This window comes from Pleomorphomonas sp. PLEO (assembly GCF_041320595.1).
GTDB lineage: Bacteria > Pseudomonadota > Alphaproteobacteria > Rhizobiales > Pleomorphomonadaceae > Pleomorphomonas.
On sequence record NZ_CP166625.1, the window covers coordinates 2,375,859 to 2,401,619 of the forward strand.

A 25,761-nucleotide genomic window follows, 5' to 3' on the forward strand; every position below is an offset into this window, starting at 1 on the left:
GCGGTGAGCTTCGGGCATCGTTCGTTGAAGGTGCTCCATCGTTCGGCACGAAGCCTCTTCCTCGGATTGAGGATTCAATCGCGACGTTTCAGCGACAAGCTTTTTTCGCTCGGGAGCGTGTTTCGCGCCAGCTGTAACCTCTATGAAGCGCTCAAATATACATTCACGCCTTGTTCACTAGGCAGGATGCACAAACATGATAGGCTACACTGTGTTTGGAGTGCTGTTCGGAGTAAGAGGCCGCCCATGAAAACCGAGTTTCTCGTTACCGCTACGTGGGACGACGAGGCCGAAGTTTGGGTTGCAACGAGCGACGATATCCCTGGTCTCGTAACGGAAGCGCCCAATCTCGATCTTCTGAGGGAACGCATACTGGCTGTTGTTCCGGAGCTTCTGGAAGACAACGTGCATCTGCTCAATGACGAACAATTGTCGGGTGGTGTTGTGAACATGTGCGTTCTTTCCGAGCTCAAGCTTGACGGAAGGCACGCCGCATAAATGGTTCGGGGCTTCTATGCCGATATAGTGGCAGCCCTAACCGAAGCCGGCTGCGCGTTCAGGCGCAACGGCAAAGGTGATCATCAGATTTGGTTCAGTCCAATTACCAACCGCACCTTTGCGGTCGATCGTGGGTGCTTGTCGCGGCACACAGCGAACGAGATCATGAAGCAGGCTGGTATAAACAAGAAGTTCTAGCCGTCGAGCCACAGGCGGCTATCGAAGTCGAACGGCCGCTTGTCGACAATCGAGAAGGCGCGGGCCTCAGGGTGCGCCGGGTTGATGAGAAGATTCCGGCTCTCGGGGACGATGGCCGACGGCGCGTCGAGGGCGGCCGTCCTGCCGGATGCAAGCCAGTCGTCACCGAACGCTTTGGGGTCGGCGGGTGCCACATCCACACGCTCTATGGAGGGGGATGTGGCGGCCTCTATTCGCATGAGAACGTAATCGTCGGGCAGAAGGTTCGGCGGCAGATCGAGGTGGACGCGGACTTCGAGCACGGCAAGGCTTGCTTCCGAGGCGGTGTAAACGACGGGCCGGCCGGGCGAGTTCCAGCGTCCTCCGGTGAGCAGCGCTCCGTAGCCGCTCAGATCGGCGTGGACACCCCGTGCGATGCGCCAGCAGACGAGGCTCACGCTGCGATGCCGTAGGCGATGCGGTTGAGAAGATGCTCCACCTGCGTCGCGCCCTCGGTCGTATCAAGGAGCGACATTGGGGATACGCCGCCAAGCGGGCTTGTCTCCCTGCGGAGCCAAGCCGTAGCCTTCTCCGGAGAGCCGAAGGTCTCCTCGGCGAGGGCGATAACCTTGGCAGCCCGGACCAGGCGATCCGACTGTTCGGCCGTCAGTATCCCTGCCTTCTTGCGCCGCGTCAGGGTTTTTCGTGGCATGATGGCGAAGTCGATCTCCGTGAGCGACATCTTCCCGGCATCGACGAAGTGCTGGACCGTGGCAGTCGGAAGCCCTGCCCGAACGGCGGCAATCAGGTCACCCGTGTTTCGAATGACTTTGCCAACCGTCCGCTCTCCGCCGATGATCTCAACAACTTTGACTGCTTCGATTGACATCGGACCTCCTTGGGCGTTCGCCTATAATGTAAGGGCATTTGTCCGCTTCGGCAATATCTGGCTCCAATGGCGACGGACATATCGGCGCGTATGGCTTGGTGGGAGACGGCTTTTGCTCTAGGCTCGTTGACGAAACAAATGACGGGGGTTAGCCGAAGGTGCTTGAAACGCACCAGCGCGGGAAGCGCCGATGCTCCAATGAGGATACGCGCATGGCCGACTGGTCGCCCGACACCTACCTGAAGTTCGAGGACGAGCGGACGCGGCCGGCTCGTGATCTTCTCAACGCGGTCCCGCTTGCTGAACCATCCCTGGTGATCGATATCGGCTGCGGGCCGGGCAATTCCACCGAACTTCTGGTGGAGCGTTTCCCGCATGCGCGGCATCTCGGCATCGATACCTCGCCGGCCATGCTGGACAAGGCGCGGGCGCGGCTGCCGGGTACGGTGTTCCTTCAGGCCGACGCCGCCAGCTTCAAGCCGGATATGCCGCCAGATCTGATGTTCGCCAACGCGGTGTTTCAGTGGCTGCCCGATCACATCGACGTCTTTGTTCGCCTGCTCGATGAGCTGGCGCCCGGCGGCGTCCTCGCCGCGCAGATGCCGGACAATCTTGCCGAACCGACGCACAGGCTGATGGGCGAAGTGGCTGCCTCGGGGCGCTGGGCCAGCAAGCTCCGGGATGCCGCCCGCGCGCCGCTGCCGCCGGTCAGGCGCTATTACGAGGCGCTGAAGCCGCATTGTCGCCGCCTCGACATCTGGCACAGCATCTACAATCATCCGCTCACGGACGCGGCGGCGGTGGTGGAGTGGGTGCGTTCGACCGGCCTTAAGCCATTTCTTGATCCGCTCGACGATGGCGAGCGGGCCGATTTCCTCGCCGCCTATACCGAGAAGGTGGCCGAAGCCTATCTGCCGCTTGCCGGCGGCGGCGTGCTCCTGAGATTTCCGAGACTTTTCATCGTGGCGACGAGGTAGATCATGGCCGACACTGTTACGCTTACCATCAGTCGCGACGAGGCCGTCGTGCTGCACGAATGGCTGGCCCGCGTCGTTGACGACGAGAACGCCGAGGGCATCGAGGATACGCTTGAAGACGACGCCGAGGTATGGGCGCTCGACACGGTGCTGATTCTCTTGGAACAGGCGCTCGACGAGCCGCTCGACGACAATTTCGACAAGATCCTGAAGGGCGCGCGCAAGCGCATCCGGGACGCCAACGGCCCGTGGCCGTGGGGCGCGGCGGATGAGGAGCCGGCGCCCTGAAACCAGAAGTGGTGCGGGACCGTTGCTGAAAATCCTCAGCCTCCGTTTCTTCCACTATCGTAATGTTCCGATAAGTCTTTCCACTCATGCGCGGGCGATTGCAGCCCGCCATGATGCCAGTCGCCTGTTCAGCGTGGTGGTTGCCACGGCAGGCGATCGCGCCGTCAGGCTGTCTTGTCGTTGATGTTTCATGCCCGGGGAACGGCTGGAACATTGGCCTGTCGTCTTGGCTTGTTGAGTGGAGGAACGATGACACCGACGGTCCTGATTACGGGCGCAAGCCGAGGTGTCGGCCTGGAACTCGTTCGCCACTATCTGGCGCGTGATGCCCGCGTGCTCGCCATCCATCGGCCGGGACCGACGGTGCCGGACGCGCTGGCCGCGCTCTATGCCGCCCATGCCGACCACATGCGGCTGATCGCCCTCGACGTCCGTGCCTCCAGCGCCGTCGTCAATTTGGCGGCGAGGTTGTCAGAGCGGATCGACATCCTCGTCAACAACACCGGCATGCTGATGGGAACCGGCTATGCGCCGTCCGGCAACTTTGTCGGCGGCAGCCTTCGTTCCACCCTGCAGGTCAATGCTACCGGGCCGCTGTTCGTGGCGCAGTCGGCGTTGTCCAACATGACGCGCGGCGGCAAGATCGCCACCATCCTGCCGATCGGCGACGTCCGGAGCCTCGACCTTCTCGATTCCGACGCCCGCCAGGCGGCCAAGGCGGCGGTGGTGAGGGTCATGCAATCGCTGGCCAGCGACCTCAAGTCGGCTGGCGTCGCGGTGGCGCTCATTCATCCCGGCGCGGTCGGCCCGGCGCCCGATGGCGGGGAGGCGACACTCAGCCTTGCCGATAGCGCCCGTGGCATTATCAGTGTGATCGACGCCCTGACGCTCGAAACGTCGGGCCGCTTTTTTGGCTATGACGGCGCCTTGGTCGAAGGCTGAGGGCGCGTTTTCAAAATCAGCTCCGAAGGTCTGATTGGCCGGATCGAATGCCTAACCGGTTCCTGGCACCGAGCCTCCCTTGTCAGATCTCCGAGGGCCAGATCGCAAATTCCATAAAATCGTAGGTATTTCGTGAAACCGATCTCCATCAATCGGGGCTAGGTTGGATTCTACGCTTTCTGTGGGTGGTGCCGGAATGCTCGAAACAAATCTGGTTGATTTCAAGAGTCTTGCGCTCGATCCCTCTCCCGACCGCAAGAACGAACTTCTGAAGGGCGTCTCCTCGCTCTTCGCTTTCACGTCCGAGCGCTGCACGCTTGAGCAGATCGAGATTTACGATGACGTCATCACCCGCTTGTCGGAGATGGTCGAAATCGAGGCGCGCATCTTCGCCGCTGAAAAAATCGCTCCGCTCCGCCGCGCTCCGGAGCGGGCGGTGCGCAAGTTCGCCCAGGACGATGCGCCTGCCGTGGCCTCGCCAGTGCTCCGACAGTCGCCGGTGCTCAACGATCATGACCTCGCGGCGATCGCTGAGAAGAAAGGCCCCGACCATCTCAAGGCGATCGCCCAGCGGTCGGTGCTGAGCGAGCGGGTAGCCGATATCGTCGTCAGTCGTGGCAACGTCGAGGTTCGCCGGCTGGTGGCCGGTAACTATGGCGCCCGGCTCAGCGAGATCGCGCTTGCCTGCATCGTGCAGCAGGCGCTGTCCGATCCACGCACCGCCGAAATTCTTGGCCGTCGCCCCGATACGCCGGATTCCATCATCTCCGAGGTGATCGGCAAGGCCGTCGACCAGGTGCGCAGCACGGTGATGGGCCAAGCCGACGATGACCTTGAGGCCAATCTCGCCGAAGCGGCGCGGCTGGCCGAGGCACGGCTCTCCAACTCCTACTGGCTCGGCCTCTACGATTTCGAATCGGCCTGGGAACGCATCGGCCAACAGGGCGGACGGCGCATCGTCTCCGAAGAATTGCTCTGCCAATATGCCGTGGAGGATCGTTTCGCCGATGTGGTGGCGACCTTCTCGCTGCTCACCGACCTCGATATCGAGGAAGCCAAGCATTGGCTGGTCCGCGTCGACACCGAACCCTTCGTGGTGATGGCTCGGGCACTCGGCCTGAGATTCGGCACCGTGCAGGAAATGCTGAAATGCGGGCCGTGGAAGCACCGGCTCGACAACTGGCAGCGCAACGACGCGCTTGCCCATTTCCAGCAGATCGATCCGCGCGTTGCCCGCGCCCGCGTCACCGCTTCGCGCGGTCTGCGTTCGGTCGGCTAAGGCCTGGGACTGATTTTTGTCGAAGCGGCGGCTCACCGGAGATCCGGTTGGGCCGCCGCTTTGTTTCAGTGGCCGAGCCGCTTCAAGCGAGGCTGGATCGGTCGACGATGTTTGCCTGCGCTACCTTCGCGGCGGCCAATATTTGTTGGCAAAGCATCCTCGTTTCGATCTTCATTTCATTCCGGCGGGTGAGCTTCCTGGTAAGCGCCGCGATCCGATGTTCTGGGCCATGGCACACACTAAGCGTGCAATGGACTTATCCTTTCTTTTTTATTTCTACTATTGCGGGAAATATCTATGTGATTATGCGAGGGTAACGATGAACGTATAACAAGATCAGTTTGGTATACGTACATCTTCTATTAATGGCTGTATCCTATCCTGCGTCGAAGTTGAGAGCGTCGTCGAGATTATTTGTTTTGTTTTTCCTCGATAACGACAATAACACCGGTGGAGTCAAGTAAATGTGGCCGTTTTCCAATCACTCGTCCGCCGTGCTTGAAGCTCTTGATCGGTCTCTGGCAGTCATCGAGTTCGAACCGAATGGAAAGATCGTCACCGCCAATGGTAACTTCCTGAAAGTGCTGGGCTATGAGCTCGGCGAAATCGTCGGCAAGCACCATTCGATGTTCGTCGATCCCTCCGAGGTGAATACCGCGGCTTACGCTACCTTCTGGCGCGAGCTTGCCGCCGGTCGCTATCAGTCGGCCGAGTTCAAGCGCATCGGCAAGGGCGGCCGCGAAGTGTGGATCCAGGCGACCTACAATCCGATTCTCAACAAGTCGGGCCAGGTCGTCCGTGTGATGAAGTTCGCCACCGACATCACCGATCGCAAGCTGGCCGACGCCGACATTCGTGGCCAGATCGCCGCCATCAACCGCGCCCAGGCTGTGATCTCCTTCAAGCCGGACGGAACGGTGATCGATGCCAACGACAATTTCCTGAAGGCGCTGGGCTACCGTCTCGATGACATCGTCGGCAAGCATCACTCGATGTTCGTCGCCGCCGAAGAGCGCAACACGCCGGCTTATAGAGCCTTCTGGGACGATCTCAGGGCCGGGAAGTTCAAATCCGACGAGTTCCGCCGCATCGGCAAGAACGGCCAGGACGTCTACATCCAGGCGACCTATAACCCGATCTTCGACATGAACGGCCGACTGATCAAGGTGACCAAGTTTGCGATCGACATCACCGCGGTGGTCATACGCCGCCAGGCCCGTCAGGCGGCGCAAACCGGGATCATCAATGATCTGAACGAGGTGGCCGGCATGGTCGCTCTCTCCAACCAGGAGGCCGAGAGTGCCAACGGCATCGCCGGGACCACCGCTTCGAATGTGCAGGCCGTCGCCGCCGGCGCCGAGGAGCTCGCCGCGTCCGTGGCGGAGATCAGTCGCCAGGTGAGCGTCGCGCTGACGGTATCCGAAGAGGCCGTCAAGCAGGCCGAGACCGCCACCAAGGTGGTGTCGGGTCTTGCCACCGCCGCCCAGAAGATCGACCAGGTGGTGGAGCTCATCAACAATATCGCCGGTCAGACCAACTTGCTCGCTCTCAATGCCACCATCGAAGCGGCGCGGGCCGGCGAGATGGGCAAGGGCTTCGCCGTCGTGGCTTCGGAGGTCAAGCAATTGGCCGCCCAGACTTCGAAAGCGACCGAAGAGATCGCCGCCGAGATTGCCGGCGTGCAGACGATCACCTCCGAGGCGGTGCAGACGATTGCCGGCATATCGGCGACCATCACCCGCATCAACGGCGTTTCGTCGTCGATCGCCAGCGCGGTCGAGGAACAGGCGGCCGTGACGCAGGACATGTCGGGCAACATGCAGACGGCCGCTCATGGTGTCGAGAGCATCGCCGTTTCCCTGGGCGAGATCAGCCGCTCGGTGCGGTCGATCCATACCGCCACGGAAAACCTGCAACGTGAAGCGGCGGCCATCGCCTGAGGGGCGGGGCTACTTTTACCTTGCAAGACCTGAAAGGGGGCGTCGTCGGACGCCCCCTTTTTCGTGCGATGGGCCTGACGCGCCTCAAGGCAACGCCGAGGCTTGTCGGCGAAACTTCAGCAAGGCGCGGTCTGAAAAAAGAAGGTCTTGGCAAGCCTCGGCAGTCTGCTGACCACACCCTTCGGGTCGGTTGGTTTGCCTGCCCGGGGCGGCGGGCGCGCGGACCCAGCAGTCCGCCCGAAGTCGCCTGTTACATCCGTAAATGTCACAAAGGTTACATTTGACTCTGAAATAACCGCTGGCGAACAGGGGAAAGCCCAGTTCTTGTCAAAAAATAGTTCGCCATGGTGATAAAATGTCAAAAAAACATCATTTTTGCGCAGGGAATGTATCTGCACCTCATCTGCGACGTCGCTTTGGCGCACTGCTTTGTAGCGCGGCTTTTCTGAGCGCCTCACTCAGCCCTGTGCTGGCAGCCGATGCGGGGACGTTCCGTCTTCTGACGCTCAACACCTGGATCGACCGCTTCAAGCCGGACGCATCCCAGATTTCCGACTTCCTGATCAATGGCAATTACGATGTCATGACCTTCCAGGAACTCAGGAGCAACAGCACCTATTTGGCTCAGATCCCGGGTATCCTCAGCGGCGCCGGGCTTGGTACCTACGGCAGCACCCAGATCGGAGATGTCGGCGTCATATCTCGCCTTCCCGGCACATTCGGCTCTCAAACGATGCCGGACCTGAACAGTCAGGGTCGGTTCGTCAGCACCACGACCGTCCAGGGTGTAACCGGGCTACCCGAGACGATGATCGGGACGGTGCATCTCGATTATGCCGACGAATCCGATAGCCGTGTCGCTGAAGCCAAGGCGCTGAACGATTGGGCGAAGGGCGTCGGCGGGCCGTTGATCATCACCGGCGATTTCAACGCCGGCGACGTCTCCGAGCGCGGTCTGCACAGTGCCCAGCAACAGGCCTACCTTTACGCGCGCACCATCATCGACAGCGGCAGTTCGTCCCTGTGGCAGAACCTTGCCAGCGAATATACGCCGGCGGGCCGAGAGGCCGAATTCCAGGCCTATGTCGACAGCATGCACGTGGTCGACGACAATGGCAGCGCCCACTATCGCAACGTCATCCAGGCCTATTTCGATGCTCACCGGAGCGAGTATCCGGGCGTCGATAGCATCTCCAACATGAGCTGGCGCCAGTGGGAGGACATCGTCGCCAAGGACATGGCCAGTCAAGGCCTGACCTTCAACGACGAGACCTATCCCGTCGCCTCCAACACGCCGCAAACGCTGAACGTTCTGAAGAAGCAATTTATGGTGCTGCAGAACTCCAGCGAGCGTGAACCCTTTGCGCCGCATGGTCTTGGCGACGGCAGCACCACCTGGCCGTCGCGCGGCGAGGATGCGACCAATACCTGGACGAGCTGGGATCGCGTGACGATCGACCACTTCCTTGTCTCGCGCCCCTATGGAAAGTGGTGGACGCTCGCCGACAGCCCCTCTGACCCTTATCTCGGCGTTCTCGATGGGGTTGGCTACGCCAATGATGGCACCACCACGCTTTCCGACCACGAGCCGGTTGCCCACACCATGAAGTGGATCGGGCCAGCGCTTGAAAAATACGCCGTTGGAGGTGGCGCCGCCGATCAGACGCGCCTCGTTTGGGGCACAGAGGCCGCTGTCTTCCAGGACAAGGGCAAGGTGTTCTACCTCACGCGCAACAACATGCGCACCGACCTCTACCTCGGGCAGATTTCCGACGATAACGGCATGCCGCTCCTGACCGGGCTGACTGATACCGAGAAGAAAACGCTGCTCGACTGCAAGAGCAGCGATCCGCGCTTCCAGCAGGCGATCCAGGATTATTGCATCGACGACCACAGCTTCATCGGCGAAACGCTGGTCAAGGACGGCGGTACGGTCATCGTCGATGAGGATGCCGCGCTTGGTACGTCGGCGGCAGCCCTGCGCCTCGACGATGGCACCTTGAAGATTGCCGGCACGACCATGACCGCGCTCGATCGCTCTGTTGTTCTGGAGAGCGGCGGCGGTACCATCGATGTCGACGACGCCACCAACAAGGTGACGATGGCTCAGGTGATTTCCGGTAGCGGTTCGCTCACCAAGGCCGGCGCCGGCACGCTGAATGTGACCGGAACCCAAAATACTTATACCGGCCAGACATTTGTCGAGGGCGGTCGTCTGGCCGTCAACGGGTCGATCGCGACCTCCGTGCTGACAACCGTTGGCGATGGTGGCACGCTCGGCGGCAATGGCACGGTGGGCAATCTTGTCGTGGCGTCCGGGGGCAAGGTGGCTCCGGGCAACTCCATTGGCCAGCTGAACGTGGCGGGCAACGTGACCCTCCAGAACGGTTCGGTCTACGAGGCGGAAGTCGACACCGCAGGCCACGCCGATCTGCTCAAGGCGACCGGTTCGATCACCATCGACAGCGGCGCGCGCTTGTCGCTGGCGGCGAACAGCAATTATCGGCTGTTCACCAATTATGAGCTTCTGTCAGCGCCGGCGGGTGTCAGCGGTCAGTTCGACAGCATCGTGTCGGATTTCGCTTTCCTCTCACCGGATCTCGTCTATTCGGCTTCCGGCATCAGCTTCAAGGTCAACCGCAACGGTCTTGGTTTTGCCAGTGCCGGTACGACGAGGAACCGTGTGGCGGCCGCTGGCGGCATCGAAAGTCTGGGCAGCGGCAATGCGCTCTACGATGCCGTCCTGAGCCTCAACGCGGCCACCGCCGACCAAGCCTTCCGTCAGGTTTCCGGGGAGATTTATCCCTCGATCGTCGGTGCCCTGGCCGAGGATAGCCGCTTCGTCCGCGATGCCGTCGAACAGCGGCTGAGCAGTACGAAAGCCGTGGCTCGCGCTGCCGATCAAGCGGGGCAGGCCACGTCGGACTATCAAGCCTGGAGCCAGGGCTTCGGTTCCAAGGGCTCGACGGACGGTAGTGGTGTCGACGCGCTCGACCGCCGCACCGGTGGCCTGTTGATGGGTGCCGACGGCGTACTTTCGGATAAGCTGCGCCTTGGTTTCTTCGGTGGCTACGGCCGGTCCTCCTTCTCCGAGGATGGCTCGTCGGCGTCGGCCAATGCCGACAACTACCTCCTCGGCTTCTATGGCTCGACGGCGCTCGACGCCGTGCGCCTGAGCTTCGGTGGCAGCTTTGCCCTGAGCTCGATCAAGGCTGATCGTGACGTCGCGTTCAGCAGCTTCACCGATAGCCTGCATTCAGACTACACGGCGGCGACGGCGCAGCTGTTCGGCGAGGCGGCCTATCGGGTGGATCTCGGCGAGGCGATGATCGAACCCTTCGCCGGTCTTGCCCAGGTGCATGTATCGACGGATGGCTTCAGGGAACAGGGCGGCGCGGCTGCGCTTTCGGTCGACGACAATGGCTACGACCTGACCTACACCAATATCGGTCTGCGCGCGGCCACGTCCGTGGATATCAACGGCATCACCGTGCACCTGAAGGGCGAAGCCGCCTGGCGCCATGCCTTCGGCGACGTGACGCCTGAGACATCCATGGCGCTTTCCGGCGGTTCGGCTTTCGACGTCAAGGGCGCTTCGGCCGCCCGCGACACGGCGGTGGTCAAGGCCGGTATCGACGTCGACCTCACCAAGGACTCCACGGTCTTCGTCAACTATGTCGGCGAGTTTGCCTCAGGCGGGCCGGACCATGGCGTCAACGCGGGCTTCAAGCTGAAGTTCTGATCCGAGGCAGTCAGCGTGAAAGCAACGGCGGGTCGAGGCCCGCCGTTGTTGTTCGTTGGACAACCTCGCCGGTTACTTGCATTTTGCCGGCGATATGCTTCCCTCTGAAAAGAGATCGGCACAGGCCGGCCGGCGGGGGAACCGGAAAAGACGATGGACAAGAAGACACGCCGCCAAAGAAGCCTGATGCAGCATCTCGAACAATATAACTACATCTCGCTGGAGGAGATCGCCACGCGCTTTGCCGTCACCACGCAAACGGCGCGGCGGGATATTCAAGAGCTGGAGATGGCCGGCAAGGTGCGCCGGCTGCATGGCGGCGCGACGGCGGCGCATCCGATCGATCCCGGCGTTCTGCGTGCCCGACGCGTCGAAAATGCCGACGCCAAGGAGCGCATCGGCGCAGCCGTCGCGGGGCGAATCCGGAACGGTTCGGCGATCTTCATCGATACCGGCACGACCTGCGAGGCCATCGCAAAGGCCTTGCTTCGGCATAAGGAACTGAGGGTCGTGACCTACAGCCTCAGGGTCGCAACGACCCTCAGCGAAGGCACGGATTTCACGGTGGCGGTACCCGGTGGCTTCGTCCGGCGGGTCGACAGCGGCGTGTTCCGCCAGGACACGCCGGAATTCATCGGCAAGTTCAAGTTCGATACCGCCATCATCTCGGTGAGCGGTGTCGACTCGGCGGGGGATATCGGTGACGACGATCATGCCGAAGTGGCTGCCGTGCAGGCCGCCATGAAGCAGGCCGAAACGATCATTCTCGCCGTTGATAGCAGCAAGTTCGGCCGTCGGGCGCTGGTGAAGCTGGGAGGCCTTGAGGACGTCCACGAACTGGTCAGTGACGCAGCACCGAACACCGACCTCATGCGCAAGCTGATGGAGGCGGGAGGGTGCTTTTTCATTGCGGATAAGCGAGAAGAAAGCGCAGCCTGACGCCCAATTGCCTAGGGAAACAGAGGGCACGGTTGGGTGCCCTCTGTCTCATGATCAGTCCGCCGCCGGTGCCGACCGATACGCGACTTCGATCATGGCGACGCCGGTCACTTCCGGCGCGGTGAAGGACACGCGCCCATTGGCAACGGTGAAGGGCAGCGCGGGGCCGGCGGGGATCAGACGCACCGCGTCGACCGGGCGGTCGGCCTCCAGCGAAACGGTGATGTCGCGCAAGGTCACGAGATCCTGGATCGGCTGGATGTTGCTGTCCCACAGATAGCCGCGCAGAGCCGGCGTCGCGTGGAGAAGATAGACGACGTCCCGGTTATGGGCCGGCTGGCGGCGGACGGTGACCCGGCCGGCGCGCGGCAGGTTCGTCTTGATCAGCCGATCGCCGCCGAGGGCGTTGGCGATGGCGCGTTCGATCATTTCCAACATGCGCACGGCGCCGACTTGCGTGTAGATGGCGAACACCGGGTGGGCGAGATAGGTGATCGGCCCCTTTGCGCTGCCGCCATCATAGCCGCTGGGGTCGGGCTGGCGGGGCACGTTGATATGGCCGGAGAAGTGCAGCGGCGTCCGATCGAAATAGGGCTCGTAGATGCTGCCCATGGACTGGCCGTCGCTCACCCGGATGCGCTCGGAGGGGCCATACATGAAATTCGGCTCGTCGATGCCGTCGGCCCGCCAATCGGCTGTCGGCAGCAGGTAGTCGCCGCCGGCCATGGGCGACGTCCCTTCCCAGACGGCGCCGACGTCGAGGACAAAGCCGGTGGTGGCATCGATGCCGCTGCGGCCGGTCATCAGCAGGCGGCCGCCGTTGGCGAGGTAGGTTTCCAGCTTGCCCTTGAGGTCGGCGCCGATCGGCACGGCATCCGGCAGGATGAGCAGGCGGTAGGGAGTAAAATCGCTTTCGAGGTCAAGGACGTCGAAGGTCAGGCCAGCCTCGAGCAGCATGCGCGTTGCGCCGTCGTCGGTCGCCTGCTGGCGAGCCGGCGCCTCGATGTCGGCAGCGTTATGTCGCGCCGCTTCGAGCGAGAGCAAGCCAATCTCGGCGCGGTTGACGCTATCGACGACCCAGCTCTCTCGCCTCTCCACCCAATCATAGGCGGCGCCGATGATCGACATGGTCGAGGCGTCGACGAAGCCGGTGGGATGCAGGTGGTCGCCGATCGAACAGCGGGCCCCGTGCGCCAGCATGGCGGCGCATTCGTAGACCAGCGCTTCCGGGCGCTTGTAGCCGCCGATTTCGCCCCAGGTGAAATGGAATTTGCCCGTCATGCCCAGGAAGGGGATGCCGAGCGGATCGACATAGCGGGCGCTGATGGGAAAGTGGTCGTATCCCCAGCCGGCCGTCGGCAGCGACTCCAGTTCGAGATGGCTGTAATATTTGCGCACATGATCGCGGTTACCGCGTCGGATATGGCCCGAATTGAAGAACAGCGACTTGCCGGGCGCGCGGGCGCGCACCGTGTCGGTCAGCCGGCGATAAAAGATTTCCAGCGCTTCGGCGCCGAAACGGGTCCGGTCCTCGGTCGAGGTCCAGTCGAGGCCGCGCGCCTCCATCTTGGCCTTGGCGTAAGGGGAGATCGACGGCAGCTGGCTGCAGATGTCGATGAAGATGCCGTCGCCGTCGGGATAGAGTTCGAGGACTTCGTCGATCTGGGCGCACAGATAGTCGAGATAGGGGGAGGCGAAATCGAGGAAGGCCCAACCGGTGGGCTCATTGCGCGACTGCGGCAGGTGGCCGTCCGGCGTCACGATCCGCCAATCGGCATGCGTGAAGGCGGCATGCTCGTCCCAGGCCGCCGACAGATAGATCGGCGCGGCGATGCCTTCGGCGTGCAACGCGTCGATCTGGGCCCGCAGCAGATCGAAATCGAGACCGGGGTGCATCCGCCCGATCTTGGTCGGGTGATAGGAAAGCCCGTGATGACACTTGGAAAAGACGGTGACGGAATCGACATGGGCGGCTTTGAAGGCGCGCGCGAAGTCCCGCGCATCGAAGCGGGAGCCAATGCCCCCGATCAGGCCGGATGTGTGAAAGTCGAGATGGATCTGGCGAAAGCGCATGGTGGGGCACGTCACTTGTGAGGGGCGAGGGCGTGGGAGGCGTCGTGAAGCGTGGTGCCATCGGCGGCGAAAACCACGAAAGCCGAGCGGTCGGCCCACAGACTGACGGGCTGGCCGGGGCGCTTGTCCGATTGGCTCGGCACAAGCTGGGCGAAATAGCCGTCGAGGGATTCGGAATCCGTGGTCCTCAGCGCATGGGCGTCAGAATAGACGAGGGTTTCGCGCCCCAGCGCTTCGACGACCGCCACCTCGGCGTCGGCAAGGTGGATTTCGCCGGCGTCGCCGAGCGCCTCCGGCCGAATGCCCAGGACGACCGCATCGCCGACGGAGGGGCGGGCCTCGCCGGGGGCGAATTCCAGCTGGATCGGCGGCAGTGCCGCGTCGAAGGAGAAGCTCACCGACCGGCCGGCATTGGCGATGACCCAGGCGGCGACGAAATTCATGCGCGGTGAACCGATGAAGCCGGCCACGAAGCGTGTCGCCGGCCGGTTGTAGAGTTCGAGCGGCGAGCCGATCTGCTCGATGTTGCCGCCGTTCATGACGATGATGCGGTCGGCCATGGTCATGGCCTCGGTCTGGTCGTGGGTGACGTAGAGCATGGTGGCGCCGAGCTCGCGATGCAGGCGGCTGAGTTCGATGCGCATCTGCGAGCGGAGCGCGGCGTCGAGATTGCTGAGCGGTTCGTCGAACAGAAACACCTCGGGGGAGCGGGTGATGGCGCGGCCGATGGCCACCCGCTGCTTTTGGCCGCCCGACAGGGCCTTGGGATATTTGGCCAGGTGGTCGGTGATGCGCAGGATCTCGGCGGCGCGGGTGACGGCGGCGCTGATCTCGCTCTTTGGCCGGCGCGCCACCTTGAGGGCAAAGCCCATGTTCTGGGCCACCGTCATATGCGGATAGAGCGCATAGTTCTGGAACACCATGGCGACGCCGCGATCGGACGGTTCGGCCTGGGTGATGTCGTGACCGGCGATGCTGACGGAGCCGGAGGAGATGTCCTCCAGGCCGGCGATCGATCGCAACAGCGTCGATTTGCCGCAGCCCGATGGGCCGACCATGACGACGAACTCGCCGCGCTCGGCGGCAAATGACACGCCCGACAACGCCGTGAACTTGGCGTAGCGCTTGACGACGTCGCGAACTTCGAGATGGGACATGGCTGAACCTCTATTTGCCGAGGCCGGCGAGGCTGCGCACGAAATGGCGCTGGGCCAGCAGGAAGATGATGATGAGGGGAACGGTGGCGATGGCGAGACCGGCCATCAGCGCCGGCCAGTCGGCGCTGTATTGTCCTGTCAGGCCGTAGATGCCGACGGGCAGCGTCCGCACATCGGTCCGGGTGAGCATCAGCAGGGCGAGGATGAATTCGTTCCAGTTGAAGACGGCCTGGAAGATGGCGCCGCTGGCGATCGCCGGCCCGGATAGCGGCAGAACGATGCGGAAGAACACCTCGATACGGCCGCAGCCATCCAGACGCGCCGCCTCCTCCAGCTCGCGCGGGAACTCAAGGAAGAACGTGTAGAACAACATGGTGGTGAACGGGATGCCGTAGGCCGCGTAAGGCAGCGCGATGGCAAGGCGCGAGTTGAGCAACCCGGCGCTGGAGACCAGTTGGTAGAGCGGCACCATCACGCTTTGCAAGGGCACCGCGAAGCCGGCGACGATGGCAACGTAGACCCACCGCATCACCGGCCGTTCCGAGCGGGCCAGGACATAGGCCGCCAGGCTGGAGGTGAGGATGATGATGAACACCGACAGCGCGGTGACCAGCAGCGAATTGACCAGGAAGCCGCTGATGCCGATGCCCCAGGCGCGCTCGAAGGCGGCGAAGCTGAACTGTTTGGGTAGGGCGAGCGGGCGTGTGAACAGCTCGGCCTGACTCTTGAAGGCGGAGATGACCATCACGAAGACGGGGAGCAGCACGAACAGCGTCCACAGCGAAACGACGGCGTGCAGGCCGATGGCGATGGTGCGGGATTTGGGGGTCATGGCCTCTGGCTCCTTACGCCCGGTGCGACAGCCGGACCTGCAGCCAGCCGAGCAGCGCGGCGGTGACCAGCAGAACGACGGCCATGGCGTTGGCATAGCCCATGTTTCCGAAGGCGAAGGCCTGGGTGTAGGTGTAGGTGCCCAGGACCTGGGTGGCGTTGGCCGGGCCGCCGCCGGTGGTGACGAACACCAGATCGAACACCTTGAAGCCGCCGATCACGGTGATCAGCGTCGCCAGGACCAGTACGTTGCGGATGCCGGGAAGCGTGATGTACCAGAACGCCGTGAGCCCACGGGCGCCGTCGAGCGAGGCGGCCTCGTAGTTCTCCTTGGGAATGGCCTGCAGGCCGGCAAGGATCAGCATCATCTGGAAGCCGACGTTCTGCCAGGCGGCGATGAGCAGCAGCATCCATAGCGAGATCGAGGGATCGCCGAGCCAGCCGAGCCGTGGCGGCGTTAGCCCGAGCGTCTTGACGATGGCATTGAGCGGGCCGACGTTGGGATCCAGGATCAGCATCCAGACGAAGGCGACGGCGATCGACGAGATAACGACGGGCATGAAGATGATAGTGCGGTAGACGACGCTGCCGCGCCGGATGCCCCGATCGAGGATGGCCGCCAGAATGGCGCCGCCGCCGACTTGGGAGATCACCGATCCGATGACGATGAAGATGTTGTTGGAGATGGCGAGCCAGAACAGCGGGTCGGTGGCGGCGTGCCGATAGTTGGCGCCGCCCACGAAGGTCCACGAGCTCGACGTCATTGAGAAATCGAAGAACGAGCCGATCACGGCGACCACGGCCGGGATCAGAATGAAGACGCCGACCAGAATGAGGGCCGGGGCCATCATGGCCGAGGCGGAAACATTGTCGGCGCGCAAGGCCGGCCGCTTCATCGCGGCGACAGGCGTGGACATTGGTGGGAAGGCCATGTTGCTACCCCAGCGGCCATCGCGTCAGTCGGTGGCCGGTCAACAAGGATCGAACGAGAGAGTCAGGCGACGCTCCGCCCCGACCGGCCTGCGGCCAGCGGGGCGGGGGCGGGTTACTGCTTGGCCTGAGCGACGAGCGCCGTTTCGCGGATCTTGGCCACCGCCTGCTCGGGCGTCAGCGTGCGGTTCAGCACTTCCACCGTGGCATTCATGTAGGCGTCGGCCACCGTGGCATCGAGCAGCGCATCAAGCACGTTGACGCCCTGCTTCAGCGTGCCGACGTCACGCGCGATGTCCTTGAAGCTTTGGGGAAGCCCCGCCGCCTGGTCGATCAGCTTGGCGTTGGAGGGGAGAAACTGCACCTTTTCGGCAAATTTCAGCCCTTGCTCGGCGGAAACCAGGAAGCTCAGCCATTCCACCGCTTCCTTGGGATGGGCGGTCTTGGCGGACACCTGATAGCCCTCCGGCACCAGGAAATTGGCATCGGCGCTGCCCTTGCCACCATCCATCACGGGGAGACGGAAGAAGCCGTAGTCGGTGAAGCCCGCCGTATCGAGACCGGAGGTGCACCAGGTGCCGCAATACTCCATCGGCGAGGCTTTGGTGGCGAACATGGAGTCGGCGATGGCATATTCGGTGGCGTTCGGGGCATCCTCGAAGCAACCGTCGTCCTGCAGATCGACCAAGGCCTGGAATGCCTTGGCATAGCCGGGGTCGGTATAGAGCTGGTCGGCCGGCCGCGACAGGTCGTAGTCGGCGGCGGTTCCGGCGACACCCATGGCGCGCTCGTTGAGCATCGTCATCCAGTGGATGGCGGTCCAGCGGGTTTTGTTGCCGAGCGGCATCGGAACGGTGTTGGGGTCGATCTTGCGGACCGCCTTGCACAGGTTGCCCAGCTCGCCGAGCGTCTTCGGAATCTCAAGCTTGTGCTCGGTGAAGTAGGCTTTGTCATAGAAAACGAACTTCGAGACGGCGTCCATTGCGACACCGTAGAGGCGACCATCGTAGCGGAAGGCGTCGAGCCATCCTTCGGGAAGCACCTTGGCAAAACCGTCGGGCGCATTGCCGAGGTCGGTGATGTCGAGCGCCAGCTTGTCCTTCACCAACTGCTTGGCCCGGTCGCCGGACCAGTTGAAGAACACGTCGGGACCATCCGAGCCGACAAGCGCCACCTTCAGAGCCGTCTTGTAGGGATCGCCTGGGAAGATCTGGTGATCGATGGTGACGTCCGGATGCGTCGCCTTGAAGGCTTGCGCGGCTTCGGCAATGAATTCCTTATAGCCGTTGTTGTCGAGGGTCCACATCTTGAGGACTATGTCTTGGGCATGTGCCTGAGAAACAAGCACGGCCGCGCTTAAAACGGCGCCTGCGATCAGGCGCAACTCTCCATTCAACCGAAATTGCATAGAAATCTCCCTAACCCTCTGGATCGAAACGAAGAACGATTTCCGTCTTGGCGCGGATACCCGTCCGGGCATTAGTATCAAACCGTTTCGACTAAACCCTATAATCGTCTTTCTGGCTTGACAAGCATCGAACTATCATCGAACAGCGATATTCGACTTGATTTCACCTGTTCTATGAGAGCGAATTGGCGATTGTGCCGCTGTTCCACCACGCGTATGCGTACCTGGAGCGGTAGCTGATAAAAACGGTTCGATAGATTGGATTGGGCGGGAAGGGGCAAGCGAGTTGGCGACGATCAGGGATGTGGCCCGTCACGCGGGCGTCTCCATTTCCACGGTTTCCCTGGCCCTCAACGGGACGGGACCGGTCAGCGAGGAAACGCGCGCCCGCATTGAGGCGGCGGTGGCCGCGGTGCGCTATTCGCCGAACCTGATGGCGCAGAATCTGAAACGCGGCCAGTCCAAGCTGGTCGGCATGGTGTTGGGCGATGCCGGAAACCCGTTCTTCGGCCGGCTTTTCGGCACGATCGACAGGTATGTTTCGGGCTCCGAGCATATGCTGATCGTCGCCAACCTGGACTCGCACCCGGATCGCGAGCTGCGCACGCTCAATCTGCTGAAGCGCCATCGGGTGGCGGGCATCATCATGACGCCGTTGCGCAACGATCCCGAGTTTGCCGCCTATCTCAATGAGATCGACGTTCCCGTCGTGCTGGTCGATCAGGATGTCGATGGCACTCGCCTCGACTTCGTCACCTCCGACCATCATCGCGGCACGGCGATGCTGACCGAATATCTGGCGCGGCTCGGCCATCGCCGCATCGCCTATATCGGCGGCCAGAAGAGCATGTGGGTGGCCATGCGCCGTCTGGATGGGTTTCGCTCGGCCATGGCCCAGGCGGGGCTGCCGGTCGAACCGGAGCTGGAGATCGTTGCCGACTATAGCGCGGAGCTTGCCTATGAAAACGTCATTCGGCTGATGTCGGCTGCCGAGCGGCCGACTGCCATTCTGGCCGCCAACAACTACATGGCCATCGGGGCGTTGCAGGCGGTCACCGATCTCGGCTTCCGCTGTCCGGAGGACGTATCCATCGCCGGCATCGACGTCGTGCCGTGGAGCAGCCTCGTCATGCCCCGGATCACCACGGTCGAGCAGCCCATCGAGGAACTGGCCCGTGTCGCCTCACTGTGGATGATGGAGCATGTTCGCGGGGAGGCGGTCACGGGAGGGGAGCGGCGCTGTCACGTTGCCGAGCAGAAGCTGGTGATCGGGCATTCATGCGCGCCGCCGAAGTGAGCGGGACCAACGGCGCCCATAAGCGGCCATCTCGGTTCGTTCATGCAGGAAGGGGCGCTACGGAGCGCCCCTGTCCGATTTGGCTTTCGTAAAAGCGGTTCACCTTTAGAGCGCGAAGCCGCCGTCGATGGTCAGGCTGGCGCCGGTGACGTAACCGGCTTCGTCACGCGCGATGTAGGAGACGAGGCCGGCGATTTCCTTCGGCTCGGCCATGCGCTTCAGCGGCACCATGCCCATCACCATGTCCATTCCCTCGTTGCCGAGGGCGCCGATCATGTCGGTTTTGGTCGGGCCTGGCTGGACGTTGTTGATGGTGATGCCGCGCGGCGCCAGATCGAGGGCGAGGCCCTTGACCATGCCGGCCACCGCCGCCTTGGTGGTCTGATAGACGCTGGCGCCGGGGAAGCCGCTGCGCAGCGCGATGTTGCTGCCGATGGTGATGATGCGTCCGCCCTCTTTGAGGTGCGGCAGGGCCGCCTGGATGGCGAGGAAGACGCCGCGCACGTTGACGTCGAGCTGCAGGTCGAGATCTTCAAGAGGGACCGTGTCTACCAGCCCCATGCGCGCCACGCCGGCGTTGACGACGACGACGTCCAGCCGGCCGAAGCGGTCGATTGTAGTGCCGACGGCGGCGGTGAGATCCTCCGGCTTGGCGCTGTCGGCTTTGATCGCCAATGCTTGACCACCGGCGTTGCCCACCTTGCCGGCCAACTCGTTGGCGGCATCCTCTCGCGACACATAGGTGAAGGGCACGGTGTACCCGTCCTCGGCCAGCCGCTCGACGATGGCGGCGCCAATGCCACGCGAACCGCCGAACACCAGCGCTACTTTACGAACATCGCTCATTGTCTTCTCCATTTTTGACTGATTAGTCCATAATTGATCAAGAAGAGGGTCGTGGGCCAACTTTGCGTGCTATTTTGCGCGGAGGCGCTCCACCGCGAAGGCGGCAAGGGCGTGCAGTTCAGCCGCTCCCGCTCCGCCTCTCGCCGCGAGCTGGAAACCGCTTATGGTGATCTCGATAAAGGAGGCCGCCTGATCTGCATCGACGTTGGGATCGACTTCTCCCAGCTTCTGTCCCTCCTGGATGCGCTCCTCCACCTTGGCGTGGAAGACCGCGATCATCTTCTCCCGCATCTCCATCAACTCGGGGTCGGTGGTGCCGAACTCGCCAACGGAACCCACACCCATGCAGCCCATGCAGCGCAGGCTGTCGTCATCGGGAATGAGGCCGACGAGCAGATCGAGAAGGCCCGTCAGCGGTGAGGCCGGTTTGGTCAGCCGTTCGAGATGGCAGCTCGTGGCGTTTCGTTGGTAGGTCTGCAAAGCTTCCAGATAGAGCCGACGCTTGTCGCCGAAGGCGTTGTAGAAACTCTGCCGGCCAATACCCATCGCCTGCACCAAGTCCTCCGTCGACGTCGCCGCGAAGCCCTTGGCCCAGAATACGTTGATCGCCGCCGCCAGCGCGGCCTCCTTGTCGAACTCCCGTGGTCTTGCCATGTCCGAAGACGTAGCCGTTGTGGACTGATCGGTCAAGAATGATGCGATCACGTTCCAGTGTGAGGAACGGATGGGGAGAACGGGGGGCGAGCTATGGACGGCTTTCCGGCGGGCCAAATTATCGCCTGAACCAGCCATTCAGCGAGCGTCATCACCCACTTCAACGAAATAGGGAGATGACAATCAGAGGGTATGCACAATCACCTACCGTGTATTTCAGCGGGAACCGTGAACGTTCTGAATTGTTGCCGTGATGACATCGGAGTCCGGCCGTCCGAGGGCCAGAGACAGTCCCGTTGCCGACCAAACAAGCGAGGCAACATGACCTTCGTCGCCGACATCTTCCGGCAATCGCCGGAAGCCGCTCTCTTTCTGGCGCTGGCAATTGGCTACTGGATCGGGAAATTCAAGTTCGGCACATTTCAGCTCGGCGGCGTCGCCGGTTCGCTGTTGGCGGCCGTGCTGATCAGTCAGTTCGGCGTGCATATCGACAACGGCGTCAAAGCCATCCTCTTCGCGCTGTTCATCTATGCCGTCGGTTTCGAGAGCGGCCCACAATTCCTGCGCTCACTGGGCCGGCAATCCATCCGCGAGATCGTGATGGCCGTCGTGCTGGCGGTCAGTGGCCTGGCCACCGTGATCGTGTTTGCCAAGCTGTTCGGCCTGGATAAGGGCATTGCGGCGGGGATCGCGGCCGGTGGACTGACGCAATCGGCGATTATCGGCACTGCAAGTTCCGCCATCGATAAGCTGGGTCTGGGCGCCGACGAAGCGCAGCGGCTGCAAGCGAACGTGGCGATCGGATATGCCGTCACCTACATATTCGGCTCGTTCGGCGCCATCATCATCTGTGTCAACGTCCTGCCCTGGTTCATGGGGCGCGGCATTCGCGACGACGCGGTGAAAGCCGAAGCGGAGATGCTGAAAGGCGCCCGGATATACCGGGCAGGGGAGGAACCGGCGCTGCCGGACCTCGTCGGCCGCGTCTATAGGATCGAGGCCGCGTCCGGACAAACGGTTTCCACCATCGAGGCTGCCGCTTCCGGCGGCATGATCACCATCGAGCGGGTCAAGCGCGGCGGCAAGATCATCGGCGTGGAGCCCGGCCTGAAACTTCAATCCGGCGATCTTGTCCTGATTGTCGGTCGCCGGTTGGGCGTGGTGGGCCTGGAAGACAGGCTGGGCCCGGAGTCGACTGGCGCCGACGGCATGGAACTGGTCGTGACGACCCGTGACGTGGCCATCACCGGCAAGGACTTCGTCGGGCATACGGTCGGGCAGATTCTGGCCGCAAGCAGCAATCTGCGTCATGGCATCTACGTGCTGGCCGTCACGCGTGGCGGTGCCAAGGTCGACCTCTTCAATGACACCGTCATAGAGGCTGGCGATGTGGTCACCGTTCATGGCGTGCAGGAGGATTTGCAGCGACTTGCCAGCCACGTCGGCCCGGCCATCGTCGCCAGCGACAAGACCGATTTCGTCTTCCATGGGGTTGGTCTGGTCGTCGGTCTGCTCATCGGCCTGTTGGTGCTTCGGATCGGCTCCATTCCGCTCACTCTGGGCGCCGGCGGCGGCGCGCTTCTTTCAGGGCTCGCCTTCGGCTGGTATCGCAGCCGGCACATGACCATGGGCAACATGCCGACGGCCGCCTCGACGCTGCTGCGCGATCTCGGCCTTGCCGGCTTCGTGGCGGTGGTCGGGCTGCAATCGGGACAGCAGGCGATCCAGACGATCATTCACAGCGGCTTGTCGATCTTCCTGATCGGCGTGGTGGTGACCGTTCTGCCGCTTCTGATTACCATGCTCGTTGGTCGCTATGTGTTGGGTTATGAAAATGTGGCGGTGTTCGCCGGTGCCCTGGCCGGTTCGCGCAGTGCCAATCCGGCCTTCGGCGAAGTTCTGGACAAGGCCGGCAACGCGATCCCGACAACACCGTTCGCCATCACCTACGCGCTGGCAAACGTCTTCCTGACGCTGCTTGGCCCGCTCGTCGTCGCCTTCGTCTAAGGCCATCGCGGCGAGAAAAGCTCGCCGTGATAATCTATCTATTTGTTTTTAAACACATTCTGACGCAAAGCCGCATCCGCTTTTGCAGGATTTGCGCTGACCAAATCCGAGGACCGAAATGAACAACTACAGCCAGTTCGCGAAACTGAGCCCCTTCGAGCTGAAGGATGAACTCATCAAGTTGGCATCCAGCAAGGCCGACATGACGATGCTGAATGCCGGGCGCGGCAATCCCAATTTCCTGGCAACGCTTCCGCGCCGAGGCTTCTTCCGGCTTGGCCTGTTCGCCGTGGCGGAGTCGGAACTCTCCTTCTCCTACATGCAGGAAGGGGTCGGCGGGCTGCCGCGCATCGACGGCATCGAAGGGCGCTTCGAGCGCTTCACCACCGAGAACCACGAGCAGGAGGGCGTCGACTTTCTGCGCCGCGCCCTGAGCTTTGTCCGCGATCAGCTCGGCCTCTCGGCCTCTGACTTTCTGCACGAGATGGTCGAGGGCATCCTCGGCTGCAACTATCCCGTTCCGCCGCGCATGCTGCGCATCAGCGAACAGATCGTCCGTCATTATCTGATGAAGGAGATGGTTGGCGGGCGCGTTTCGGCCGCGGATGTGGACGTTTTCGCCGTCGAGGGCGGAACCGCGGCGATGACTTACATCTTCGATACACTGAAAAAGAACCAGCTCGTCAAGAAAGGGGACAAGGTGGCGATTGGTTTACCGGTCTTCACTCCCTATATCGAGATCCCCGAGCTCGACGTCTATGGGTTGACGGAGGTGGCGATCAATGCCGATCCGGAGGCCGGCTGGCAGTATCCGGATGCCGAACTGGAGAAGCTGAAGGATCCCTCGATCAAGATCTTCTTCTGCATCAATCCGAGCAATCCGCCCTCGGTGAAGCTTGACGAACGCAGCCTGACCAAGATCGCCGATATCGTGAAGAACGATCGGCCCGATTTGATCATCCTGACCGACGACGTCTACGGCACGTTTGCCGACGATTTCCGGTCGCTGTTTGCCGTGTGCCCAAACAACACGATCCTGGTTTACTCCTACTCCAAGTATTTCGGCGCGACGGGGTGGCGGCTTGGCGCCGTGGCGCTTCACCAGGACAATGTCCTCGATACCGCGCTGGCGAAGTTGCCCATGGTGGCCAAAACGCTTCTGGAGCGGCGATACGCGTCGATCGTCACCGACGTCTCGAAATTGAAATTCATCGACCGTCTGGTGGCCGACAGCCGCACGGTGGCGCTGAACCACACGGCCGGGCTGTCGACGCCGCAGCAGGTCCAGATGGTGCTGTTCTCGCTGTTTGCGCTGATGGACGAGCACGGCGGCTACAAGGCAACGCTGAAACACGTCATTCGCCGCCGTCAGGCCGCGCTCTATGCCGAACTGGGCATCGAAACGCCCGACGACGACAATTCGGTCGACTACTACACGCTGCTCGATCTCGAGAAGATTTCGCACAAGCTCTACGGCGCCGAATTCGCCGCATGGGTGGAGAAGACGTTCACCGCCAACGAACTTCTATTCCGGATTGCCGATGAGACGGGGATCGTGCTGCTGCCGGGGCGCGGCTTTGGAACGCGGCACCCGTCCGGGCGGGCGTCGCTCGCCAATCTCAACGAGTTTGAGTATGCGTCCATCGGACGCTCGCTCAGAAAGATGGCCGACGAATATTACGCACTCTTCAGCCAGAAGAAGGGCTGAAGACGGACGCATGATCGTCCATACCGGTCGGCGCCGGCTGGCTTGAAGCCGCTGGCGCTGCTTGCCGGAGGGGCGTTGATGGCGCTTTCGATGCCGCTGGCCATCGCGCCTCTTGCAACGCTTTGCCATTCGACATAAACATATCTTTATGTCTAGCGTTCGTATGGCCGAGGTGTCGGCTGCTTCCTTCGACGATGTGGTGTCGGTGCTGCGCAGCGCTGGCGAGCCGACGCGGCTGCGCCTTCTGGCGCTGCTGTCGCTCGGCGAAGCCACCGTGAAGGATCTCACCGAGGTGCTGGCGCAGAGCCAGCCGCGCGTGTCGCGTCATCTCAAGCTGCTCACCGAGGCCGGGCTCGTCGAGCGGCTGCCGGAAGGCGCCTGGGCCTATTATCGTCTGGTCGACGAAGGGCCGGCGGCCGCGCTGACGCGCACGCTGATCGCCGCCATCGACCCCGCCGATCCGGCCGTGGAATCCGATCGGCGCCGGCTCGATGCCATCAAGGCGGCGCATGCCGCCGAGGCCCAGCGCTATTTCGCCCAGAACGCAGAGGGCTGGGACCGTCTCAGGACGCTGCATGTCGCCGAGCATGACGTGGAGGCGGCGATCCGCGCCACCGTTGGCAACCGGCCGATCTTCAACATGCTCGACGTCGGCACCGGTACCGGGCGCATGCTGACGTTGCTGGCCGATTGCTACGGCCGCGCCGTCGGCATCGATATGAGCCACGACATGCTGTCGGTGGCGCGCGCCAATCTGGCAGCGGCCGGCATCGACAATGCCCACGTCCGCCAGGGCGACGTGACGGCGCTGTCGGTCGGCGCCGGCTTCGATCTGGTGGTGATCCATCAGGTGCTGCATTATCTCGACGATCCGGCGCGGGCTCTGCGTGAGGCGGCGGCGGCGCTGGCGCCCGGTGGTCGTCTGCTGATCGTCGATTTTGCGCCGCACGACCATGAATTCTTGCGCGCCGATCACGCCCACCGCCGGCTCGGCTTCAGCCACGAGCAGATGCGCGGCTGGATCGAGGCGGCGGGCCTTGCCTTCGACACGGTGCGCGACCTGCCACCGGAGACGGCGGATGGCTTGACTGTGTCGCTGTTCCTTGCCGCCGACCGCCGCGTCGACATGACCAATCTTCAGCGTATCGCCTGACACGACACGATTTTTCGGGACATTCC

Annotated in this window: 22 protein-coding genes; 13 read left to right on the top strand and 9 right to left on the bottom strand. The window is 62.6% G+C overall.

What is annotated here, in order from left to right:
- Positions 1–246 precede the first annotated feature (246 nt).
- Both AB6N07_RS11030 and AB6N07_RS11035 read left to right on the top strand, forming a co-directional pair.
- The gene (locus AB6N07_RS11030) at positions 247–498 is read left to right on the top strand and encodes a DUF1902 domain-containing protein (RefSeq protein WP_370677853.1); all 252 of its coding nucleotides are present in this window, start codon (positions 247–249) and stop codon (positions 496–498) included.
- Entirely contained in the window at positions 499–696 is a 198-nt protein-coding gene (locus tag AB6N07_RS11035) for a type II toxin-antitoxin system HicA family toxin (RefSeq protein ID WP_370677854.1), read from the top strand. It abuts the gene before it with no gap.
- On the opposite strand, the gene AB6N07_RS11040 is transcribed toward AB6N07_RS11035, so the two are convergent.
- The gene (locus AB6N07_RS11040; RefSeq protein WP_370677855.1) at positions 693–1,133 is read right to left on the bottom strand and encodes an RES family NAD+ phosphorylase; all 441 of its coding nucleotides are present in this window, start codon (positions 1,131–1,133) and stop codon (positions 693–695) included. The genes AB6N07_RS11035 and AB6N07_RS11040 overlap by 4 nt on opposite strands.
- Complete coding sequence (locus tag AB6N07_RS11045) at positions 1,130–1,564, bottom strand: antitoxin Xre/MbcA/ParS toxin-binding domain-containing protein (protein ID WP_370677856.1); 435 nt, start codon at positions 1,562–1,564, stop codon at positions 1,130–1,132. Before AB6N07_RS11045 ends, AB6N07_RS11040 begins: the two co-directional genes overlap by 4 nt.
- A 212-nt stretch (positions 1,565–1,776) precedes the next feature.
- On the opposite strand from AB6N07_RS11045, the gene tam reads away from it, so the two are divergent.
- From tam to AB6N07_RS11080, 7 genes are all read left to right on the top strand, one after another.
- Positions 1,777–2,541: a trans-aconitate 2-methyltransferase gene (gene tam / locus AB6N07_RS11050; RefSeq protein ID WP_370677857.1), complete on the top strand. Its 765-nt coding sequence runs from the start codon at positions 1,777–1,779 to the stop codon at positions 2,539–2,541.
- 3 nt (positions 2,542–2,544) lie between these two features.
- The gene (locus AB6N07_RS11055) at positions 2,545–2,829 is read left to right on the top strand and encodes a hypothetical protein (protein WP_370677858.1); all 285 of its coding nucleotides are present in this window, start codon (positions 2,545–2,547) and stop codon (positions 2,827–2,829) included.
- Between the two features lie 249 nt (positions 2,830–3,078).
- Positions 3,079–3,771: an SDR family NAD(P)-dependent oxidoreductase gene (locus AB6N07_RS11060; RefSeq protein WP_370677859.1), complete on the top strand. Its 693-nt coding sequence runs from the start codon at positions 3,079–3,081 to the stop codon at positions 3,769–3,771.
- Between the two features lie 196 nt (positions 3,772–3,967).
- Positions 3,968–5,050: a DUF2336 domain-containing protein gene (locus tag AB6N07_RS11065; protein ID WP_370677860.1), complete on the top strand. Its 1,083-nt coding sequence runs from the start codon at positions 3,968–3,970 to the stop codon at positions 5,048–5,050.
- 464 nt (positions 5,051–5,514) lie between these two features.
- Positions 5,515–6,990 (top strand): PAS domain S-box protein, encoded by a 1,476-nt coding sequence (locus tag AB6N07_RS11070; protein WP_370677861.1) that lies wholly within the window; start codon positions 5,515–5,517, stop codon positions 6,988–6,990.
- Between the two features lie 466 nt (positions 6,991–7,456).
- Positions 7,457–10,732 carry an autotransporter domain-containing protein gene (locus AB6N07_RS11075; protein ID WP_370677862.1) on the top strand — a complete coding sequence of 1,092 codons (3,276 nt, stop codon included), beginning with the start codon at positions 7,457–7,459 and terminating at the stop codon, positions 10,730–10,732.
- 153 nt (positions 10,733–10,885) lie between these two features.
- Complete coding sequence (locus tag AB6N07_RS11080; RefSeq protein ID WP_370677863.1) at positions 10,886–11,671, top strand: DeoR/GlpR family DNA-binding transcription regulator; 786 nt, start codon at positions 10,886–10,888, stop codon at positions 11,669–11,671.
- Between the two features lie 54 nt (positions 11,672–11,725).
- Here the strand turns inward: AB6N07_RS11080 and AB6N07_RS11085 are convergent, their stop codons facing one another.
- The 5 genes from AB6N07_RS11085 to AB6N07_RS11105 all read right to left on the bottom strand — a co-directional run bounded on the left by AB6N07_RS11085 (position 11,726) and on the right by AB6N07_RS11105 (position 18,070).
- On the bottom strand, positions 11,726–13,744 hold the full coding sequence (locus AB6N07_RS11085; RefSeq protein ID WP_370677864.1) for a beta-galactosidase trimerization domain-containing protein: 2,019 nt from the start codon (positions 13,742–13,744) through the stop codon (positions 11,726–11,728).
- Positions 13,745–13,755: 11 nt separating this feature from the next.
- Positions 13,756–14,901, bottom strand: a complete 1,146-nt coding sequence (locus tag AB6N07_RS11090) for an ABC transporter ATP-binding protein (RefSeq protein WP_370677865.1) — start codon at positions 14,899–14,901, stop codon at positions 13,756–13,758.
- A 10-nt stretch (positions 14,902–14,911) separates the two neighbouring features.
- The gene (locus tag AB6N07_RS11095) at positions 14,912–15,733 is read right to left on the bottom strand and encodes a carbohydrate ABC transporter permease (RefSeq protein ID WP_370677866.1); all 822 of its coding nucleotides are present in this window, start codon (positions 15,731–15,733) and stop codon (positions 14,912–14,914) included.
- Positions 15,734–15,746: 13 nt separating this feature from the next.
- Positions 15,747–16,664 carry a carbohydrate ABC transporter permease gene (locus AB6N07_RS11100; protein ID WP_370677867.1) on the bottom strand — a complete coding sequence of 306 codons (918 nt, stop codon included), beginning with the start codon at positions 16,662–16,664 and terminating at the stop codon, positions 15,747–15,749.
- Between the two features lie 113 nt (positions 16,665–16,777).
- Positions 16,778–18,070, bottom strand: coding sequence for an ABC transporter substrate-binding protein (locus AB6N07_RS11105; RefSeq protein WP_370677868.1), 1,293 nt, complete (start codon positions 18,068–18,070; stop codon positions 16,778–16,780).
- A gap of 286 nt (positions 18,071–18,356) precedes the next feature.
- On the opposite strand from AB6N07_RS11105, the gene AB6N07_RS11110 reads away from it, so the two are divergent.
- Positions 18,357–19,367 (top strand): LacI family DNA-binding transcriptional regulator, encoded by a 1,011-nt coding sequence (locus tag AB6N07_RS11110; protein ID WP_370677869.1) that lies wholly within the window; start codon positions 18,357–18,359, stop codon positions 19,365–19,367.
- 105 nt (positions 19,368–19,472) lie between these two features.
- Here AB6N07_RS11110 and AB6N07_RS11115 read toward each other — a convergent pair whose 3' ends face one another.
- Together AB6N07_RS11115 and AB6N07_RS11120 are read right to left on the bottom strand one after the other, a co-directional pair.
- Positions 19,473–20,213: a 3-oxoacyl-ACP reductase family protein gene (locus AB6N07_RS11115; protein WP_370677870.1), complete on the bottom strand. Its 741-nt coding sequence runs from the start codon at positions 20,211–20,213 to the stop codon at positions 19,473–19,475.
- A 69-nt stretch (positions 20,214–20,282) separates the two neighbouring features.
- Complete coding sequence (locus tag AB6N07_RS11120; RefSeq protein WP_370677871.1) at positions 20,283–20,867, bottom strand: TetR/AcrR family transcriptional regulator; 585 nt, start codon at positions 20,865–20,867, stop codon at positions 20,283–20,285.
- Between the two features lie 321 nt (positions 20,868–21,188).
- Between AB6N07_RS11120 and aspT the strand changes: the two genes are divergently transcribed.
- From aspT to AB6N07_RS11135, 3 genes are all read left to right on the top strand, one after another.
- Positions 21,189–22,874, top strand: coding sequence for an aspartate-alanine antiporter (gene aspT, locus AB6N07_RS11125; RefSeq protein WP_370677872.1), 1,686 nt, complete (start codon positions 21,189–21,191; stop codon positions 22,872–22,874).
- A gap of 118 nt (positions 22,875–22,992) precedes the next feature.
- On the top strand, positions 22,993–24,582 hold the full coding sequence (locus AB6N07_RS11130) for a bifunctional aspartate transaminase/aspartate 4-decarboxylase (protein WP_370677873.1): 1,590 nt from the start codon (positions 22,993–22,995) through the stop codon (positions 24,580–24,582).
- Positions 24,583–24,730: 148 nt separating this feature from the next.
- A complete protein-coding gene (locus tag AB6N07_RS11135) occupies positions 24,731–25,735 on the top strand; it encodes an ArsR/SmtB family transcription factor (RefSeq protein ID WP_370677874.1) in 1,005 nt (334 codons plus the stop codon).
- The last annotated feature ends 26 nt before the right edge of the window (positions 25,736–25,761 follow it).

Bases quoted from the DNA above. Each gene is read 5' to 3' on its own strand.
- AB6N07_RS11100 (WP_370677867.1), bottom strand. From the start codon at position 16,664: ATGGCCTTCCCACCAATGTCCACGCCTGTCGCCGCGATGAAGCGGCCG.
- AB6N07_RS11065 (WP_370677860.1), top strand. From the start codon at position 3,968: ATGCTCGAAACAAATCTGGTTGATTTCAAGAGTCTTGCGCTCGATCCC.
- AB6N07_RS11030 (WP_370677853.1), top strand. From the start codon at position 247: ATGAAAACCGAGTTTCTCGTTACCGCTACGTGGGACGACGAGGCCGAA.
- aspT (WP_370677872.1), top strand. From the start codon at position 21,189: ATGACCTTCGTCGCCGACATCTTCCGGCAATCGCCGGAAGCCGCTCTC.
- AB6N07_RS11095 (WP_370677866.1), bottom strand. From the start codon at position 15,733: ATGACCCCCAAATCCCGCACCATCGCCATCGGCCTGCACGCCGTCGTT.
- AB6N07_RS11090 (WP_370677865.1), bottom strand. From the start codon at position 14,901: ATGTCCCATCTCGAAGTTCGCGACGTCGTCAAGCGCTACGCCAAGTTC.
- AB6N07_RS11055 (WP_370677858.1), top strand. From the start codon at position 2,545: ATGGCCGACACTGTTACGCTTACCATCAGTCGCGACGAGGCCGTCGTG.
- AB6N07_RS11060 (WP_370677859.1), top strand. From the start codon at position 3,079: ATGACACCGACGGTCCTGATTACGGGCGCAAGCCGAGGTGTCGGCCTG.
- AB6N07_RS11115 (WP_370677870.1), bottom strand. From the start codon at position 20,213: ATGAGCGATGTTCGTAAAGTAGCGCTGGTGTTCGGCGGTTCGCGTGGC.
- AB6N07_RS11135 (WP_370677874.1), top strand. From the start codon at position 24,731: ATGTCTAGCGTTCGTATGGCCGAGGTGTCGGCTGCTTCCTTCGACGAT.
- AB6N07_RS11085 (WP_370677864.1), bottom strand. From the start codon at position 13,744: ATGCGCTTTCGCCAGATCCATCTCGACTTTCACACATCCGGCCTGATC.
- AB6N07_RS11080 (WP_370677863.1), top strand. From the start codon at position 10,886: ATGGACAAGAAGACACGCCGCCAAAGAAGCCTGATGCAGCATCTCGAA.
- tam (WP_370677857.1), top strand. From the start codon at position 1,777: ATGGCCGACTGGTCGCCCGACACCTACCTGAAGTTCGAGGACGAGCGG.
- AB6N07_RS11070 (WP_370677861.1), top strand. From the start codon at position 5,515: ATGTGGCCGTTTTCCAATCACTCGTCCGCCGTGCTTGAAGCTCTTGAT.
- AB6N07_RS11130 (WP_370677873.1), top strand. From the start codon at position 22,993: ATGAACAACTACAGCCAGTTCGCGAAACTGAGCCCCTTCGAGCTGAAG.
- AB6N07_RS11120 (WP_370677871.1), bottom strand. From the start codon at position 20,867: ATGGCAAGACCACGGGAGTTCGACAAGGAGGCCGCGCTGGCGGCGGCG.
- AB6N07_RS11045 (WP_370677856.1), bottom strand. From the start codon at position 1,564: ATGTCAATCGAAGCAGTCAAAGTTGTTGAGATCATCGGCGGAGAGCGG.
- AB6N07_RS11035 (WP_370677854.1), top strand. From the start codon at position 499: ATGGTTCGGGGCTTCTATGCCGATATAGTGGCAGCCCTAACCGAAGCC.
- AB6N07_RS11105 (WP_370677868.1), bottom strand. From the start codon at position 18,070: ATGCAATTTCGGTTGAATGGAGAGTTGCGCCTGATCGCAGGCGCCGTT.